This window comes from Novosphingobium album (ex Hu et al. 2023), from assembly GCF_022832385.1.
In the GTDB taxonomy this organism is placed as follows: domain Bacteria; phylum Pseudomonadota; class Alphaproteobacteria; order Sphingomonadales; family Sphingomonadaceae; genus Novosphingobium; species Novosphingobium album.
This window is the reverse complement of sequence record NZ_JALHLE010000005.1, coordinates 87,928-103,151: the sequence shown is the minus strand read 5'-3', so window position 1 is coordinate 103,151 and position 15,224 is coordinate 87,928. Positions and strand designations below refer to the sequence as shown.

General features: G+C 62.4%; 19 protein-coding genes. 14 read left to right on the top strand and 5 right to left on the bottom strand.

The window, feature by feature from the left end; all coding sequences use genetic code 11:
• Positions 1-57: 57 nt before the first annotated feature.
• Both MTR64_RS04455 and MTR64_RS04450 read left to right on the top strand, forming a co-directional pair.
• The gene (locus MTR64_RS04455) at positions 58-210 is read left to right on the top strand and encodes a hypothetical protein (protein ID WP_243991201.1); all 153 of its coding nucleotides are present in this window, start codon (positions 58-60) and stop codon (positions 208-210) included.
• Between the two features lie 107 nt (positions 211-317).
• A complete protein-coding gene (locus MTR64_RS04450) occupies positions 318-632 on the top strand; it encodes a hypothetical protein (protein WP_243991200.1) in 315 nt (104 codons plus the stop codon).
• 18 nt (positions 633-650) lie between these two features.
• Here MTR64_RS04450 and MTR64_RS04445 read toward each other — a convergent pair whose 3' ends face one another.
• A complete protein-coding gene (locus MTR64_RS04445) occupies positions 651-1,385 on the bottom strand; it encodes a hypothetical protein (RefSeq protein WP_243991199.1) in 735 nt (244 codons plus the stop codon).
• A 149-nt stretch (positions 1,386-1,534) separates the two neighbouring features.
• Between MTR64_RS04445 and MTR64_RS04440 the strand changes: the two genes are divergently transcribed.
• The 4 genes from MTR64_RS04440 to MTR64_RS04425 all read left to right on the top strand — a co-directional run bounded on the left by MTR64_RS04440 (position 1,535) and on the right by MTR64_RS04425 (position 2,908).
• Positions 1,535-1,771, top strand: a complete 237-nt coding sequence (locus tag MTR64_RS04440) for a hypothetical protein (RefSeq protein ID WP_243991198.1) — start codon at positions 1,535-1,537, stop codon at positions 1,769-1,771.
• An 85-nt stretch (positions 1,772-1,856) separates the two neighbouring features.
• On the top strand, positions 1,857-2,186 hold the full coding sequence (locus MTR64_RS04435; RefSeq protein ID WP_243991197.1) for an antibiotic biosynthesis monooxygenase family protein: 330 nt from the start codon (positions 1,857-1,859) through the stop codon (positions 2,184-2,186).
• Positions 2,187-2,195: 9 nt separating this feature from the next.
• Positions 2,196-2,507, top strand: coding sequence for a DUF6156 family protein (locus MTR64_RS04430; RefSeq protein ID WP_243991196.1), 312 nt, complete (start codon positions 2,196-2,198; stop codon positions 2,505-2,507).
• Complete coding sequence (locus MTR64_RS04425; protein ID WP_243991195.1) at positions 2,504-2,908, top strand: group II truncated hemoglobin; 405 nt, start codon at positions 2,504-2,506, stop codon at positions 2,906-2,908. The genes MTR64_RS04430 and MTR64_RS04425 overlap by 4 nt, the downstream gene beginning before the upstream one ends.
• 21 nt (positions 2,909-2,929) lie before the next feature.
• Here the strand turns inward: MTR64_RS04425 and MTR64_RS04420 are convergent, their stop codons facing one another.
• Genes MTR64_RS04420 through MTR64_RS04410 form a run of 3 tightly spaced genes read right to left on the bottom strand, consistent with a single transcriptional unit; the run spans position 2,930 to position 5,627 of the window.
• Positions 2,930-3,355 carry a Rieske (2Fe-2S) protein gene (locus MTR64_RS04420; RefSeq protein WP_243991194.1) on the bottom strand — a complete coding sequence of 142 codons (426 nt, stop codon included), beginning with the start codon at positions 3,353-3,355 and terminating at the stop codon, positions 2,930-2,932.
• A 32-nt stretch (positions 3,356-3,387) separates the two neighbouring features.
• Positions 3,388-4,044 (bottom strand): glutathione S-transferase family protein, encoded by a 657-nt coding sequence (locus tag MTR64_RS04415; protein ID WP_243991193.1) that lies wholly within the window; start codon positions 4,042-4,044, stop codon positions 3,388-3,390.
• The gene (locus tag MTR64_RS04410) at positions 4,044-5,627 is read right to left on the bottom strand and encodes a flavin monoamine oxidase family protein (protein ID WP_243991192.1); all 1,584 of its coding nucleotides are present in this window, start codon (positions 5,625-5,627) and stop codon (positions 4,044-4,046) included. The genes MTR64_RS04415 and MTR64_RS04410 overlap by 1 nt, the downstream gene beginning before the upstream one ends.
• A gap of 129 nt (positions 5,628-5,756) precedes the next feature.
• On the opposite strand from MTR64_RS04410, the gene MTR64_RS04405 reads away from it, so the two are divergent.
• A complete protein-coding gene (locus MTR64_RS04405) occupies positions 5,757-7,352 on the top strand; it encodes a nitroreductase family protein (protein ID WP_243991191.1) in 1,596 nt (531 codons plus the stop codon).
• 16 nt (positions 7,353-7,368) lie between these two features.
• Here the strand turns inward: MTR64_RS04405 and MTR64_RS04400 are convergent, their stop codons facing one another.
• A complete protein-coding gene (locus MTR64_RS04400; RefSeq protein ID WP_243991190.1) occupies positions 7,369-8,340 on the bottom strand; it encodes an enoyl-CoA hydratase/isomerase family protein in 972 nt (323 codons plus the stop codon).
• 238 nt (positions 8,341-8,578) lie between these two features.
• Here MTR64_RS04400 and MTR64_RS04395 point away from each other — a divergent pair, with 238 nt between their 5' ends.
• The 7 genes from MTR64_RS04395 (at position 8,579) to MTR64_RS04365 (ending at position 15,218) form a co-directional block, all read left to right on the top strand.
• The gene (locus tag MTR64_RS04395; RefSeq protein WP_243991189.1) at positions 8,579-9,331 is read left to right on the top strand and encodes a TetR/AcrR family transcriptional regulator; all 753 of its coding nucleotides are present in this window, start codon (positions 8,579-8,581) and stop codon (positions 9,329-9,331) included.
• A 161-nt stretch (positions 9,332-9,492) separates the two neighbouring features.
• Positions 9,493-10,437 (top strand): SDR family NAD(P)-dependent oxidoreductase, encoded by a 945-nt coding sequence (locus MTR64_RS04390; protein ID WP_243991188.1) that lies wholly within the window; start codon positions 9,493-9,495, stop codon positions 10,435-10,437.
• Positions 10,430-11,710: a cytochrome P450 gene (locus MTR64_RS04385; protein WP_243991187.1), complete on the top strand. Its 1,281-nt coding sequence runs from the start codon at positions 10,430-10,432 to the stop codon at positions 11,708-11,710. Before MTR64_RS04390 ends, MTR64_RS04385 begins: the two co-directional genes overlap by 8 nt.
• 94 nt (positions 11,711-11,804) lie before the next feature.
• A complete protein-coding gene (locus tag MTR64_RS04380) occupies positions 11,805-13,106 on the top strand; it encodes an amidohydrolase family protein (protein ID WP_243991186.1) in 1,302 nt (433 codons plus the stop codon).
• Positions 13,103-13,636 carry a VOC family protein gene (locus tag MTR64_RS04375; protein WP_243991185.1) on the top strand — a complete coding sequence of 178 codons (534 nt, stop codon included), beginning with the start codon at positions 13,103-13,105 and terminating at the stop codon, positions 13,634-13,636. The genes MTR64_RS04380 and MTR64_RS04375 overlap by 4 nt, the downstream gene beginning before the upstream one ends.
• Positions 13,637-13,638: 2 nt before the next feature.
• Positions 13,639-14,010, top strand: a complete 372-nt coding sequence (locus MTR64_RS04370) for a hypothetical protein (protein WP_243991184.1) — start codon at positions 13,639-13,641, stop codon at positions 14,008-14,010.
• A complete protein-coding gene (locus tag MTR64_RS04365; protein WP_243991183.1) occupies positions 14,007-15,218 on the top strand; it encodes an aromatic ring-hydroxylating oxygenase subunit alpha in 1,212 nt (403 codons plus the stop codon). Before MTR64_RS04370 ends, MTR64_RS04365 begins: the two co-directional genes overlap by 4 nt.
• The last annotated feature ends 6 nt before the right edge of the window (positions 15,219-15,224 follow it).

Here is a 15,224-nt window from a genome sequence, read left to right as displayed (position 1 = left end):
AACACTGCACCAAGGTTCGAAGAATGAAAGTTTAAAAACCAAAAGGGAGAAGTAACGATGAGTGAAGTACTGGACGAAAAGCTGAGTGCCCAGGATTACAACGACATCTGGTATCTGGTGGATTACTACGGAAGTAACATGTGGAACCCTGAAAAAGTGCAGCGGCTGCGCATGTTGATCAAGGACGCCGAGAAGGCCGCAGCGGAATAAGAGAGCGGGATAGTTACCGCACTTGAAGAGCCACTGCTGGCCGATGGGATGCGGGAGAGGATGTCGGGGGTACAACGACACAGGTCAATCATGGACAGGAGCTAGCCATGGCCACGTTTATCAAGATGACACAGGACGGCCGGAAGGTCGAAGTCATAGGTCTTGCCGTGACGCTGGATGGCAAGCCGGAGTCTATGGACGTCACCGACATCCTCACCCATCCCCGAATGGTGCAGATCCGGTCCTGCGCGCCCGAGGCAACGCATGTGGCCGGTCGTATCTCATTGACGCGGGACGAGGCGGAAAAGGCCAAGGCTGCGCTCTATGAGAATCAGGCGCAGTTTACCTCTGATCCCCGATACGCGCAGGCGCGTTTTCAGGCCGCCATCAACAGCAAGGCCTGGCAGGAAGGGATCGAGTAATCGGCTTCTGAGAGGCGCTCAGTTGATCGTTCGCAGCTCGTCGAACGCCTGACCGAGCGCCCCGAGATCGATTTCGACAGCCGCCGGAGCGAGGCCGTCGGTACCGTCGAACCATTCGTCGATCAGGTCCGGCTCTGCCAGCGTAAGCGCGAGAGCCTGGTTGAGTTCATACAGGCCCCATGGCAGGCCACGGTCCCTCAAAGCCGCCTGTAGCGCGCTCTGTACCAGTGCCCTGAGTGTCAGGTGCGGTTCAGAGACGCCAACCTCGATGTCCTCGCCGCTTGCGGCCGCGCGGCATTGTTCCTCGGAAAAGGCGGCATGGCCCCTGCAGGCGAGCGTGCGGACAGGGTGCAGAATGCAGGCCCCGTCAATCAGCATGGGGCAGGGGCGGCCCGATGTCAGCCTTTCCTGCTCCGACCTGCCGCGCGTCGCCTCCTCCGCCAGCACGATCCGCCGGGTCAGCTGCAACTGCTCGCCTTGGGGCGTTGCTTCCACCATGCGGATATAGTGGGCCATCAGGAACACTTCTGGCGCGGTAGCGGTGACGCGCAGCGTGCAACAGGTCGGGCAGCCTTTGGTGCAGGCCGTCTGCGGCTGGCTTTCTGTCTGTGCATCAATGTTGCCTTCGAACCAGTCAAAGGCGCTTTCGGCCAGGGTAATTGCCGCTGCCGTGCCAGTGGCCGCTTCGTGCCCCAGGATGCGGCCGAAACCTTCGCGCATCTCGTGAAAAAACTCGACTGGCTGGCCGCTCATGGTGGTTCCCGTGCAAAAAGGAAACTGTAGCGTGTGATCCCCAATTGACGTTTGATGGAGATCAATCTCGCAGGGCTGCGCGATGGCATGGACCTTGCTGTATCTCGGGTGCCGGTCTGCGGGCCGACACGCCAGCCGGGGAGTGAACGATGGCAGATGCGCAAGGGTATTTCGTTGATTGGAATGGAAATTTACGCAGTACCGACGACCCCGGCGAGGACTTCACGTGCGATGTGGACAATGTGGCCCGCTATGTCGCGGTCATGACACCCAGAGGCACGCTCGTCCATGAAGCGACATTGTACCGTACGCTGGAGGACATTGTGAAAGCGGGCATCAAGTCGCAGCTGGTACCGGGCACGGTATCCTGGGGCAAGCCGGACTGATATCAGAATCATTGACGCCTCCTGTTGCCGGGCACAGCTTGGCCTGCAGCGGCGTTCGCATAACCAATCGAGAGGAGAGCAGCCGATGTTTATCGCCATGAACCGTTTTCAGGTGATCCGCGGCGAGGAAGAGGCTTTCGAGACGGTCTGGAAGACCCGTGACAGCCATCTGCATGAAGTGCCCGGTTTCGTCGAATTCCACCTGCTTCGCGGGCCCGAGGCGGAAGATCACACGCTGTTCGCTTCGCACACCGTATGGCAGTCCAAGGCCGACTTCGAGGCGTGGACGACCTCCGAGGCATTCCGCAAGGCTCATGCCGGTGCCGGGGACCGCAAGCCGCTCTACATTGGCCCGCCGAAATTCGAGGGCTTCGAGGTGATCCAGACCGTCGGCGTTGCGGACGCCGTAAGCTAGGATCACGGTATGAACGCTCTGGCCGAGGCTGCGCCCGAGGCGCAGGCCTTTCGCTATTTCGTCACCTATTCAGGTGTCGATCTGCCGTTCCGTCTCGTTGGGCCCATCGACGAAGGGCAGATTGCGAACCGCAACACCTTCATCCGGGCTTGGTTCGATGATGCTGAGCGGTTGGCCGGTTTCGACAAGCTGGTTTATGGTGAAGTGGAGTTGTCTCACCGTTACGAATACGGTGCGGATGGCGCACTTGCGCGTGCGCTTGTGACGATGATCGACGAGGACCCTGTTGAAATGAACTTTGAGGACTCGCCCACCGGATGACGGAAGCCAATGTGAGCATGTTCGAGCGGATCGGCGGGGAGCATACCATCGACCGCCTCGTCGAATCCTTCTACCACCGCATGGACACGCTGGTCGAAGCGCGCGGCATCCGCGACATGCATGATCCGGATCTTGAGCCGGTGAAGCGCGTGCTCAAGCGCTACCTCACCGAATGGCTGGGCGGTCCCGATCTCTATTCTTCGGAGCGCGGGCATCCGCGCCTGCGCCAGCGGCACATGGGCTTTCCCATCGGCGATGCCGCGCGTGATGCCTGGATGTTGTGCATGGACGGCGCGCTAGCAGAGACCGTGGCGGACGAAGGCGCATGCCAGAACATCCGGGAGTCCATGAAGAAGCTGGCCGACTGGATGCGCAACCGGCAGGACGCGGAGGAGGGCTGAGCCTCCTCCGGGCAGTCCCGCTCAGTCGGATGTGATCATCACTTCCGGATGCGCGTCCGGCTCTTCGAGGTGCATGCCGTCTTCGTCGGTCAGCGTATCGTCGATGATGCAGATGTCGCCATCGTCGATGATCAGTTCGATCGGCTTCAGGCTCTTGCCCTTGGCCGGGCCGATGAAGCACTTGCCGTCCTCGATGTCGAACAGGTCGCCATGGGCGCTGCACTTGAGGAAATTGCCTTCCTCGTCGAAGAACTCGCCCGTGCCGGTGTCGAGGCGCTTGCTGTCATGAGGGCAGGCGTTTTCGTAGGCGAGGTATTTGCCTCCCTTGCGGGTGACGATGATGGGCCAGGGTTCCATCTTCCCGTCGATCGTGCGGGCGAGCACGAAGCTGCGCACGTCCTCTTCCTGCACTTCCACGGTTTCGCAGATGACGAACAGTTCACTCATGGTAGTCCTCCGTCCAGAGGGTTGGGAAATCGTCAGGCACTTTCAGTGGTCTTACCGAGCCGGCCGGGGTCGTAACCTTCCTCGCGCAGCACGCGGTAGACCGCGTCGCGTCCCAGCATCAGCTGGTAGTGCTTGAGCAGGCGCGGCGGCAGCGGCACGTCGGTCATGTCGGCCCAGAACTCGACGTAGAACAGGATCGGGTCCGCCACGCTGAAAGCACCCAGCGCATAGCCCTCTTCATCGAGCATCGCGGCGGCTTCATTCAGCGCGTGGCTGGCGATTCGGCGTCCCTCTGCCATGGCCTGCGCTGCTTCCTCGAGATCGCAGCTGTAAGCTTCCGGCACGAAGATCCGCGCAAAGCCCAGTCCGTGCACGTTTTCCGTCACATGGCGCATGATCTTGCGGGCACGGTCCTGCAGGGCCGGGTCGGCGGGCCAGTAGCGGCCACGGCGGCAATTGCGCCCGAGCCACTCGGCGATCGAGATCAGGTCGGTCAGCACACTGCCGTCACGCAGGCGCAGGCTGGGAATAGTCCCGCGCGGATTGATCGCTAGGTATTCGGGCTTGCGGTTTTCCCCGGCGGGGATGTTTATCACCGCAACCTCGAACACTTCCTCGACTTCCTCGAGCAGGATGTTGGCTGCCGTCGAGCACGAACCCGGCGCCATGTAGAGGCACATGTTGGCCATCAGGCTGCTCCCACGCTGACGTCCGGGCCATGGCAGCCCAGCAGCAGCAGGTTGGCATCCTGCGAGAATTCCACCCATGCGGCGGCGATATCGCGCAGCATGGCGTTCACGTATTCCCGTGGCGGCTTGTGCTCGTCGGGGAAGTTGGAAAGCGCGCAGGACGTCGCGTTGAATTCCATGACTTCCGCGATCAGCCCGTCGAGGAAGGGCTTGAACGGGGCTTGCACGGCGGGAAGCAGGCTTGACCGGCCTTGTGATACCGAAGCGCCTGCTCCGTCGAAGGACAATTCACCGAGCTGCTTGAGCGCGTTTGCGAAGACCTCTTCGGCGGCGGCCAGCAGCGCACGCTGCGTGAGTTGTTCGCGCTCCTGCCGCATCAGGCTGCGCGACAGGGTGGCGCGATAGGTCGAGAACCCTGGCGCACGCTGGTCCGCGATCCATTCACCGAAGCTTTGCAGGGACGCGGCGTTCACCGGCCGGGAAAGCAGGTCGGCGCGTTCGTGCGCTTCGCGGATCGCCAGCGCGGTTCGATGGGCGGAATCGAGAGCACCTTCGAGGTAGCCGGGATCGTGCGCTGCCGTCTCGGCGCCGGCGAAGTAGAGCTTCTCGGCCCAATAGGCTCCGCGCAGCACGCTGTCGGCGACAGGAGGATGGTCGTCTGGCGCCTGAGCGAGATCGGCGGTGCTGCAGGTGAACGGCTCGGCGGCCCAGTCCTGATAGTACTGCACTCGTGTTTCCAGTTCGGTGCCGTATAGCTGGGTCAGCTGGCTGGCGATCAGCATCGGCAGGCCTTCGACGAAATCGCGGCGCAGGGCAGGGCTGAGGCTTACAAAACCGCCAATGCCGGCACGATCGCCCGCAGCGTCGCAGGCATCCCAGGTCTCGGCGAGCACGGCCTGTTCGTGAGTCACGAAAGCGGATCCCGACAGGCCTGCCTCGCGCCAGACGGGACTGGCGCAAGCGACCCCGGTCTTTGCCGATGTCGCCATCCAGGTCTGCGTGTGTTGCAGAGCCGACAGGGTCGCCCGGTCCAATGTGGGAGAAAATGTCAGGGACCCGACAAGCCGCGGCGGCAGGGCCATGACGCAACGCTGTGCCAGAACTTCGCCATTGCCCGCGCCGGAGCACCATGTCAGGCGCACATGATTGCCCTCGTTGAACAGGGCCTGGACGATGTGGCCGAGCCGGATTTCGGTAGATGAAAGGCGCGCGGCAAGGGCCTTCGTCAGCTGCGCCATGCCTCCGACCAGGCGATGTGCACCATCGTGAAGCGGGAGGTCCGAGGTCCGCTGCGGCCCTTTGTCGACATCCGTCAGCGACAGGTTCTGTTCCGTATCCCTTTGCGGGAATGACGGAATTTCAAGGCGTTGTGCAAGCGCGGCGACGAAGGGCTGGCGGTGGGGCCAGAACCATGTCGGTCCGAGATCGACGGCAAGGCCGCTTTCCGGATCGATCTCCGTCAGAATGCGCCCGCCGAGGCGCTCGCGCGCTTCCAGCACGACTACGGACTGGCCCTGAGCTTCCAGCAATTCGGCCAGCGCAAGCCCGCTCAGGCCTGCTCCGACTATGGCGACGTCGTACATGGCTTACTCCCCGGCACTTTGTTGCGTCGGAGCATGCCAAGCAAGAACCGGGCAATTTCGACCGATGGCATGAAACTTGTTTGCAAAAAAAGATTGTAATGGTCCGATTTGCAGGAAGGTACAGTGCTCATGCTCGATATCGCGGAAGGGAATTTGCGGGAACGGGCAGAGGTAGTTCTGGCCTATCATCGCCGGACCAAGCATCGGCAGGATGGCTATGCCGCTGGGCCGGAAACACTCGACTGGGACGCCCAGCCATCTCCCTACCGGCATTTCGCGGGCGCGCCGGTGACGTTGCTGCCGCTGGTGTCGGACGGGATCGAAACGCCGTTCGCGGCCTTGACCGGACAATGTCCGGTTACGCCTGTAGCCCCTGACGTCCGCAGCGTCGGTGCGCTGCTGGAATTATCGCTGGGCCTTGCTGCCATCAAGGAATATGGGCCGGACCGCTGGGCGCTGCGCTGTAACCCTTCCAGCGGAAACCTCCATCCGACCGAAGGCTATATCGTCGCGCGCGGGATCGGCGGCATCCCGGATGGAGTTCATCACTACAGGCCGGCTGAGCACGGGCTGGAACTGCGGCGCTCAACGATCCTCGAACGGCCCGGCCTCTGGATAGGCCTGAGTTCGATCCACTGGCGCGAGGCCTGGAAATATGGCGAGCGCGCCTTCAGGTATTGCCAGCTCGATGTAGGTCATGCTCTTGGCGCGATTGCGGCTGCTTGCTCATTACTGGGGTGGCGAGCGCGCGTGGTGCCGGGGATCGGGACGGACGCGCTTGGCGCGCTGCTCGGGCTGGACCGCGAGCACGAATTCGGGCGCGCCGAACGGGAAGACCCGGAAGTCCTTGTCCACATCGAGGCCGATCCGAAGCAGGCTGCGGGCGGCGACATACCTGCCCCGAAATGCGTCGGCGAACCGCGCTGGGCGGGCGTCGCCAATCTTCTCGATCCGCACCCGATGTATCGCTGGCCAACGATCGACAGCGTGGCCGAAGCCAGCCGTGGCAGGATCGGGAGCCTCGACTTGCTCGGCAATGCACCGGCATCGGATGCGCCGGACGCCCGCGCGACCGAGATCATTCTGCAGCGTCGCAGCGCCCAGCGCTATGCGCGCGATCATGCAATGAATTTAGGAACTTTTTCGCGCGTACTCGATTCCGCCTCGCAAGTGCTGGGGGAGAGCGAACTGCATCTGCTGGCCTTCGTGCACAATGTGGAGGGGCTGGAAAATGGGCTGTACGCCTTGCCAGCCCATGCGACGGACGAAACCCGCCTTCGTGCTGCGATGGAAGGCGATCTCGCTTGGCAGGAAGTGCCTGAGTTGCCCGGTGTTCCGGCGCTCCGGCTGCTCGCGAAAGGAGACTTCCGCAAGCTGGTGCGGGCCTTGTGCTGCCATCAGCCCATTGCTGCGGATGCCTGCGTCACCTTCAGCATGATTGCCGATTTTGGCGATGCGATTGCCGCGGACCCGTGGCGTTATCGCAAGGTACACTGGCAGGCGGGTCTGATTGGACAACGGCTCTACCTGGAAGCGGAAGCCTCGGGGCACGCCGGAACAGGGATCGGCTGCTTTCTCGACGACGAAATCCACCGTGTGCTGGGGCTGACCGGCGAGACGTTCCAGACGGTATATCACTTCGCCATGGGACGGGCCCTGACCGACGGGCGCATCAGTTCAGTACCCGCCTATCCGGGACGTTTCCGGCTCGAAGCGCGCCTGTAGTAAGGCCAGCTTTTAGTCAGGGCTGCTTGCGGCCCTTCATGCTGAGCCGCCAGTCGGGCGGGAACTGCCGGTCGTTGTCCTTCACGGCGTTGGCGAGGCCTTTCTCGAAAGTCTCGGCATCGACGCCGATCCCGGTGTCGGCATCGGGCTGCATCATCGGCAGCATCGATTCCAGCCAGCCCGACATGATCGAGCCCATGTATTCGCCCTGCTGCTGCTTGAAGACCTCGAAGAACATCTTCTGCATGACCACCGTGTCGACCGGGCGGTTGCGGGCACAGGCAAGGGCGTATTTCATCGTTTCGGCCTCCAGCTTTTCGCGCGGGACGACGGAGTTGACGAAATGCAGCTCCTTCATCTCCTGCGCGGTGAAGGGGCGGCCGGTGAAGACCATCTCCATGAAGGGTCTGAGGCCCATCATCAGCGCCCATTGCCACATCCTGGCTGCCCAGCCAACGTAGCGGAAGGCGGAGTGGCCGAACAGCGCATCATCGGAGGAGACAATGATGTCGGCATCGGCGCACTGATAGAAGTGCCAGCCGTAGCAATAGCCCTTGCACTCGACGATCGAGATCTTCTTGAAATCCTGCAGGCTGCGCAGGCCCGCGTTGGAATTGGCGTAGAGGTTGGTGATGTTGGCAAGATAGCGGAACGAGCCCTTGGGAGGGTAGTTCACGCCTTCATTCTCGCCGATGCGGAATTCGGGCAGACAGGAATAGTCCGGGTCTTCGCTCCACATACCGTCCATTTCCGGCAGGTCTGCGCCGCTACCGAGGTGGTTGCCGACGCCGCGCACGATCAGCACTTTCACATCGTCGTCGACATTGGCCCGCATGACCAGGTCGGCGAAGCGCTGGCGGGCAGCTATTGTTGGTGCATTCAGCGCTTCCGGACGGTTTAGCGTGATCGTCGCGATCTTGGTCGCAGGGTCTTTTTCATAAAGGACGATCTCCTCTGCCGGCGGGCGTTTCGTTGCAGTCGTTCCCATCGGCTTGTGAACTCCGTCTTGGTGAGGCGTTGAACTTTTGCTTCGACAGAGGGGTTAAATATGCGGGCCGCGGCTGCAAATGCGATTGTCTGGAACGAACCTGAGTCTTGTTCTGTGCGGTTAATAGCCTTGCATGGAAACGGGTAAGGGGACAAACTCGCCCAAGTCGAACCGCGTTCCGGGTAACCGGACATCAAAAGAACATGTCGCGGTGAGGTGAGGAGGAGAGAACTGGCCCATGGCAAGCCCGATTGCGACGGCAGCGGCAAGCGCACCGGAGTCCACACCTGTCATATTCGACCCATGCCAGCCGGTAGGGCGTGCTGTATCGCCCGGCGTGAGCAGGGCGCGTACTCCAGGGTATAATCAGCGCCAGCGGCGTTCGACCATTCTCGCCACGATCCGGCGTCTGCTGAAAGAGGATGGACTCGACGGCGTGACGGTTCGCCGGATCGCCGAACAGTCCGGCCATGCAGTCCAGACGATCTACAATCTCGTTGGCCCGCGCGATCTGGCGATTACCGAGGCGATCAACGAATACTCGATTTATGTGAACCTGACGGCCACCCCCGATCCTTTCGATCCGGAAGTCCCGTCGGCGATGCTTGACCGGGAACTGAAATCGATCCGCATCAATCCCGAATTCAGCCGCAATGTGTGCCTGATCTATTTCTCGGACGCGCGGCAGATTTTCTACGATTTCCGCGAACAGCAGATCAAGACAATGCACCGCTTCCTGATGCAGCAGCAGCGCTCCGGCGTGGTGCGCAATGATATCAGTGCCCGGCTGCTCGCCGAGCAACTCATGCTCTATCTGGGGGCCACTTGTGTCGAATGGGCAGACCGCAACCTTGATTTCGACGAGTTGAGCGAACGGCTCTCCGGGGGCTATGAAACTATCATGGCGGGCGCCATTTGCCGGGGCGACTTGCGGATCAACCGGGACCTTCCGGGCACGACGCGTTCAGCGCCTGACAGCCGCTTCGTCTAGGCTGGAACAAGCGAAACGAACGTTCTTGCATTAGGCGGAGCAGCGCGTCTCGCCCGGTTGAGGCGGTTTGCAGGCGGGTGATACGCGAGGGGAGTTATCCCCTTGCGAGGCCCCTGAATGCCGATCGATCATCTTTATGAACTAATTAGCGTGCGGGCCGCATGAGTGATTTGCTGCGGTTCGACGGCCGGGTTGCGGTGGTGACCGGAGCAGGCGGGAATCCCAGTCTTGGCCGCGCTCATGCCATGTTGCTGGCTGAACGCGGTGCAAGCGTCGTGGTCAACGATATCGGTCATGATCCGGAAACGCCGGGCTATACGGGGCGGGCGGATGCCGAGGCAGTGGCGCAGGAAATCCGCGAGGCCGGGGGCAGGGCGGTAGCCAGCACGGCATCGGTTGCCAGCGAGGCAGGCGGGCAGGCGATCATAGACACGGCGCTCGAAGGCTTCGGGCGGATCGACATCCTCGTGAACAATGCTGCAATCTCGATCGGTGCGCCGTTTGACGTGATGACTGCACATGATTTTGACCGGCACGTCGCGATCAACCTGATGGGCGCCTACTACTGCTGCCGGGCGGCATGGCCGCACATGAAGGCGCAAGGGTATGGCCGGATCGTCAACAGCACCTCGTTTTCGATGACCGGATTTGCCGATCAGGCGGCCTATGCCACGAGCAAGGGTGGGTTGTGGTCGTTGACACGGGCATTGGCGGCGGAAGGCGCACGTCTGGGTATTCAGGTCAACGCTATGAGCCCCGGCGCCTTCACGCGCATGGTCGCGGCCATGCTGGAGGAGGACTCGCCGATGCTGCAGCATTCGCGGGCGAACCTGCCGCCGGAACTGTCCTCGCCGGCGCTCGCATGGCTGTGTCACGAGGACTGCAAGGCCAATGGCGAGTGCATCGATTCCGTGGGTGGCACAGTGCAACGCACCTTTATCGGTCGCACGCGGGGGATATCGATGCCGGGGCTGACAATCGAGGACGTCGCGGCGCAGTGGGATGCCATTGTCGCGGAAGACGAAGCGGAGACATTGGGGATCGCGTCGTTCGATACCTCCGAATGGAAAATCCGCCCCTACGCAGCGGAGAGCCAGAATGCCTGATACCGCCGAAGCCCGTATCACGGGGAACGAAACCCGGCTCGATCCGGCGATCCGCAACGACCCGTTTCCCTTCTACGCCGCGCTGCGTGAGGAAAAGCCGGTCTATTACGATCCCGGCCTCGATGTCTTTCTCGTCACCCGGTACGATGATGCGAAGCAGGTGTTGGGTGACTCTGACACCTTCTCGCTCGAGCATGGCTATCAGGATCGCTACGCCAATGGCCACGTCGAGGAACTGGCGGCCATCATAGACCGCGAAGGCGGCGGCTTCATCCGCGATCTGGCCATCGACCCGCCTGCACACACGCGGTTGCGGCGGCTGACCGAGAAGGCGTTCACCGCGCACCGCGTGAAGGATCTTGAGCCCCGCATACGGCAGATCGTCGCGGACCTGATCGAGCAGGTCGCGGACAAGGGGCAGTGCGACGGCATACTCGATATTGGCGGACCGTTGACCGCGCATCTCATCTGCGAACAACTCGGGCTCGACTTCTCGAAGATTGGAACAGCGAAGATAGCCTGGTGGACCAACGCGATCCTCGCGCAGATCGGGCGGATGCAGACGCACGAGGAGATGATCGTCAATGCGCGCACCATCTGCGACTTGCAAAACACGATCATTGGCGAGATCCGCGAACGGCAAGAAAACCCGCGCGAGGACATGATCTCCGACCTCGTCACCGCGCAGCTTGCGGACGAGGAAAACCCGAAGCTGGCCTTTACGGAACTGGTGGCGACGGTGCGTGCTTTCCTGATTGCAGGCAACGATACGACTGCCGCCGGCATCGCCAACGTGCTTCACGTTCTGGCCACGCATGAGGGGCTGGCCGAGAAGCTCTATCCGCAAGTCGGCGACGACCGGGTGATGAGCCGGTTCGTGGAGGAGGTGCTGCGGCTGCGTCCACCTGTGCATGGCCTGTTCCGCACGGCGATGAAGGATGTTGAGGTGGGCGGCACCATGATCCCCGCCATGTCGCAGATCTGCGTCATGTATGCCTCCGCCAACTACGACGAGAACCGCTTCCCCGATGCGGAGCGTCTCGATATCGACCGGCCCAATGTGGGGGCAAACCTCACGTTTGGCTCGGGCATTCACAAGTGCGTCGGCATTGCGCTCGCGCGGATGGAAGTAAAGGTCGCGGCGCAGGAATTCATCCGGCGGCTCACGGACATCAGGCTGGCGGTGCCTGAAAGCGAATTGACGTATCTGCCGACGCTGGCAACGCAGACGCTGGAACGCCTGCCGCTCACCTTCCGGCGCCGCGAAGCCTAGGTGCAGGGCCATGTTTGGCACGGCCCTTGACGCTGTTCTAAGTTTCGGTCCGGCTGCGATGGCCGCGCCAGTGCGGGCGGAATAGGCTCCCGGCATGACGATCACATTCACGAATGCGCGGGTTTTCGACGGCACGTCGATGCTGCCGGGCACGCACACGGTCGCGCTCGAAGGCAATCGCATTGTCTCGATTGCTGCGGGAAATGCTGCACCCGGAACGGAAGTGATCGACCTTGGCGGCAAGACGCTGATGCCGGGGCTCATAACCTGCCATTTCCATCCGGACTTTTACAAGTTCACGCTGGCGGAGGGGCTGGCCGGTGACCCGCTGGGCAAGGAGTTTCCGCCCGGCGTGATGATGGCCATGGCGATCCGCAACGGGCGCGTTCTGCTGGAGAGCGGGTTCACCGGATATGTCGGTGCCAGTTGCAGTAATGATGTCGATGCGCAGCTGAAGATCGCGATTGCCGAGGGCATCGTGGAGGGGCCGCGCTTGCGGGCCTGCAGTCCGCACATAGGCACCACCGGCGACCTCAACGACAGAAAGCGCTGGTGGCGCAAGCAGGTGACGCCCGGCACCGACGTGTTCTTCGACGGGCCCGAGGACATGCGCAAGATCGTGCGCGAATATACCCGGCGCGGCGCGCAGACGATCAAGATTTTCGCCAGCCAGGGGCACGGATTTCCGAACCGCGTTTCGCGCAACATGGATCGGGATGAGATCGAGATGATCGTCCGGACAGCGCATGGACGTGGTGCCAAGGTGCGCGCGCATGTCGCCGACAAGGCGATGATCATGGAGTGCATCGAACTGGGCGTCGACATCATCGATCACGGTGACGAAGTCGATGCCGAGGTGATTGCCGCGATGGTGGACAAGGGCACGTTCTGGGTGCCGAGCGTGGTCTATCTCCAGTGCCTGCTGCAGCTGGGCTGGGGCGATGCGCGAATGCAGGAGCTCTACGAGCATGTGCTGGAAACACTCCCCGCCGCACAGGCTGCAGGCGTTCGGATACTGGTGGGCGACGATTACTCAGGCGTGTTTCGCGACATGATCGAGGATGATCCCCTCGATCATCAGGTCGGCAACTACGGACGCGAGTTCGCGACCTATGCGGCGGTTCCGGGCCTCAGCGCGGAGCAGGTGCTGTCGTGGGGCACGAAGAACGCCGGGGAGGCGCTGCTCGATGGCGAAACGAGCCTCGGCGTGATCGCAGCGGATGCACTGGCGGACCTGATCGTGGTCGATGGCGATCCGGTTACCGATCCCGCCGTGCTGGCCCGGCCGCAGGAGGCGCTCAAGGCCGTCATTCGCGACGGCGCATTCACGATCGACCGCCTGCCGCCAGAGGCGCGGCGGATCGCGGGAACGGAACAGGGAATACGTGCAGCATGATCGCCCCTTCGGATCGCAACAAGGATATCATGCAGCTGTGCTGGGTCGTGCCCGATCTGGAGACCGCGATCGGCCACTGGGTGCAGACGACCGGCGCGGGACCGTTCTTTCTGTTCGAGGACGTGCATTTCGAGGACGGTGTCTACCGCGGTACGCCGTCCGACATTGCCCCGCACCGCGCCGCCATCGGCCAGTATGGGGCCACGCAAATCGAACTGGTGCAGCCGCTCGATGATCGTCCGGGCGTGTGGACCGACGTCGTGCCTTTCGGCAAGGCGGGTTTTCATCACACCGGGCTCTACTGCGAGAACTATGCCGACGAGCGTGAGGCCTATCTGTCCAACGGCGCGGAGATGGCGTTCGAGGGGCTAATGATGGGTGCTCGCACGTGCTACATCGATACCACGGCGCAGCTTGGCTACCTGACCGAACTGATCACGGCCAATCCCATAGCCGCGCAAGTCTTCGGTGCCTTCCGCGCCGCTGCTGAAGGCTGGAACGGCAGCGATCCCATCCGGACATTGGGATGAGCATGGCGGCGCCTTTGCTGCCCGAGGGCTTCGCGGATCTGGAGCGCTTCGTCCCGGATTGGGTGCAGCCCGATGCTGTCACACGCATGGCGACGCGGCAAGCCAGCCCCATTGCCGCGCTGCGCGAATTCTATGACGCGATGCTGCCGCGCGGGGAAGCGGTGCTGGCGCATCTGCGGCATCATCAACTCGGCGCATTGGCGGGGCCGGAAGAGAACCTGCTGCGGCTCATGCTGATGCTGGCCGAAGTCGCGCCCGCTGTCGAATGGTATGGCGATCCCCGCGTCTATGATGGGTTTCCGGTCGAGCGCGTGCGCTACCTGCGCCAGATCTCCGACAGCGCTGCGCAGGCCTTTGCGGGAGAGCCTGCATGAACGAGATGGCCACGCCTCCGGTTCCGGACATCGGCATCACTGCGCACTACCCTGAAATCGGGACCGGGCCAGTCGATACCGCGATCTATCACGAGCCTGCCATCTACGCGAAGGAGATGGACGCAATCCTGCGCCGCTCCTGGTACATGATCGGCCGGGTCGAGCAGATTGCGCGCGCCGGGGATTTCTTCACCACGGACCTCCCGACGTTCGGCTACGAGATCCTCGTCTGCCGGGCGCGGGACGGGAAGGTCAACGCTTTCCACAACGTCTGCACCCATCGCGGCAACGTCGCCGAGCACCGCAGTGAGGGGCATAGCGCAGGCCTGTTTACCTGCCGTTTCCATGGCTGGTCATTCGACCTTGAAGGCGACCTCAAGCGCATCCGCGATGAGGAAGGATTCTTTGGATGCGACAAGGCGAAGATGGGCCTCAGGCGCATCGCTTGCGGCGTGTGGCAGGGCTTCATTTTCGTCTGTCCCGAGGAAGAGCCATCACAGACACTGGAGGAATGGCTGGGCGAGCAGGGCGCCGACACGGCGGATTATCCCTGGAGCCAATGCACCCAGTCCTACCAGTGGGAATGCGAGATCGCCTGCAACTGGAAGCTGGTGAACGACAGCCCGGCCGAAGTCCATCACATCCCGGTGCTGCATCCGAACTCTGCAGCGCCAACCATGATGGCATCGGGCAATCCGATGGGCCGTCTGCTCGACGTTCGCATTCGCGGCAACCACCGCACCAATTCGCACTACTCGGTACAGGCCGAGCCCAAGCCGGTGCAGAAGCTGGCCTATTTCCATGCATCTGCCGCGCAGAACGTGGCTGGCGGCGCACGCGGCTATCCGCCGGGGATCAATGCCACCCGTTCGCCGTTCTGGACGGTCGACCTCATCATGTTTTTCCCGACGCTGAGCTTTACGCTCTCGGCGGGCATGTACACCGCACATCAGGTCTGGCCGCTGGGGCCCAACCGCAGCCTCTACCGCCAGCGGGTGTTCGTGAAACCCGCCGGGACCGCAGCTGAGCGCTTCGGGCAGGAGAACACCATGGTCGAATTCCGCGACGTGGTGATGGAGGATTTCTCGACGCTCGAACGCATCCAGCGGGCGCTCGATTCCGGCCAGATCCGGGAGTTTCACTATCACGATCACGAACTGGCGCTGCGCCACCAGCACCATGTCGTGACGCGGATTCTGGCGGCCTAGGACCGC

Coding starts and splice junctions, on each gene's coding strand:
- MTR64_RS04370 (WP_243991184.1), top strand. CDS start 13,639: ATGGCGGCGCCTTTGCTGCCCGAGGGCTTCGCGGATCTGGAGCGCTTC.
- MTR64_RS04400 (WP_243991190.1), bottom strand. CDS start 8,340: ATGGGAACGACTGCAACGAAACGCCCGCCGGCAGAGGAGATCGTCCTT.
- MTR64_RS04385 (WP_243991187.1), top strand. CDS start 10,430: ATGCCTGATACCGCCGAAGCCCGTATCACGGGGAACGAAACCCGGCTC.
- MTR64_RS04415 (WP_243991193.1), bottom strand. CDS start 4,044: ATGGCCAACATGTGCCTCTACATGGCGCCGGGTTCGTGCTCGACGGCA.
- MTR64_RS04425 (WP_243991195.1), top strand. CDS start 2,504: ATGACGGAAGCCAATGTGAGCATGTTCGAGCGGATCGGCGGGGAGCAT.
- MTR64_RS04380 (WP_243991186.1), top strand. CDS start 11,805: ATGACGATCACATTCACGAATGCGCGGGTTTTCGACGGCACGTCGATG.
- MTR64_RS04430 (WP_243991196.1), top strand. CDS start 2,196: ATGAACGCTCTGGCCGAGGCTGCGCCCGAGGCGCAGGCCTTTCGCTAT.
- MTR64_RS04450 (WP_243991200.1), top strand. CDS start 318: ATGGCCACGTTTATCAAGATGACACAGGACGGCCGGAAGGTCGAAGTC.
- MTR64_RS04395 (WP_243991189.1), top strand. CDS start 8,579: ATGGCAAGCCCGATTGCGACGGCAGCGGCAAGCGCACCGGAGTCCACA.
- MTR64_RS04455 (WP_243991201.1), top strand. CDS start 58: ATGAGTGAAGTACTGGACGAAAAGCTGAGTGCCCAGGATTACAACGAC.
- MTR64_RS04390 (WP_243991188.1), top strand. CDS start 9,493: ATGAGTGATTTGCTGCGGTTCGACGGCCGGGTTGCGGTGGTGACCGGA.
- MTR64_RS04420 (WP_243991194.1), bottom strand. CDS start 3,355: ATGAGTGAACTGTTCGTCATCTGCGAAACCGTGGAAGTGCAGGAAGAG.
- MTR64_RS04435 (WP_243991197.1), top strand. CDS start 1,857: ATGTTTATCGCCATGAACCGTTTTCAGGTGATCCGCGGCGAGGAAGAG.
- MTR64_RS04410 (WP_243991192.1), bottom strand. CDS start 5,627: ATGTACGACGTCGCCATAGTCGGAGCAGGCCTGAGCGGGCTTGCGCTG.
- MTR64_RS04440 (WP_243991198.1), top strand. CDS start 1,535: ATGGCAGATGCGCAAGGGTATTTCGTTGATTGGAATGGAAATTTACGC.
- MTR64_RS04445 (WP_243991199.1), bottom strand. CDS start 1,385: ATGAGCGGCCAGCCAGTCGAGTTTTTTCACGAGATGCGCGAAGGTTTC.
- MTR64_RS04405 (WP_243991191.1), top strand. CDS start 5,757: ATGCTCGATATCGCGGAAGGGAATTTGCGGGAACGGGCAGAGGTAGTT.
- MTR64_RS04375 (WP_243991185.1), top strand. CDS start 13,103: ATGATCGCCCCTTCGGATCGCAACAAGGATATCATGCAGCTGTGCTGG.
- MTR64_RS04365 (WP_243991183.1), top strand. CDS start 14,007: ATGAACGAGATGGCCACGCCTCCGGTTCCGGACATCGGCATCACTGCG.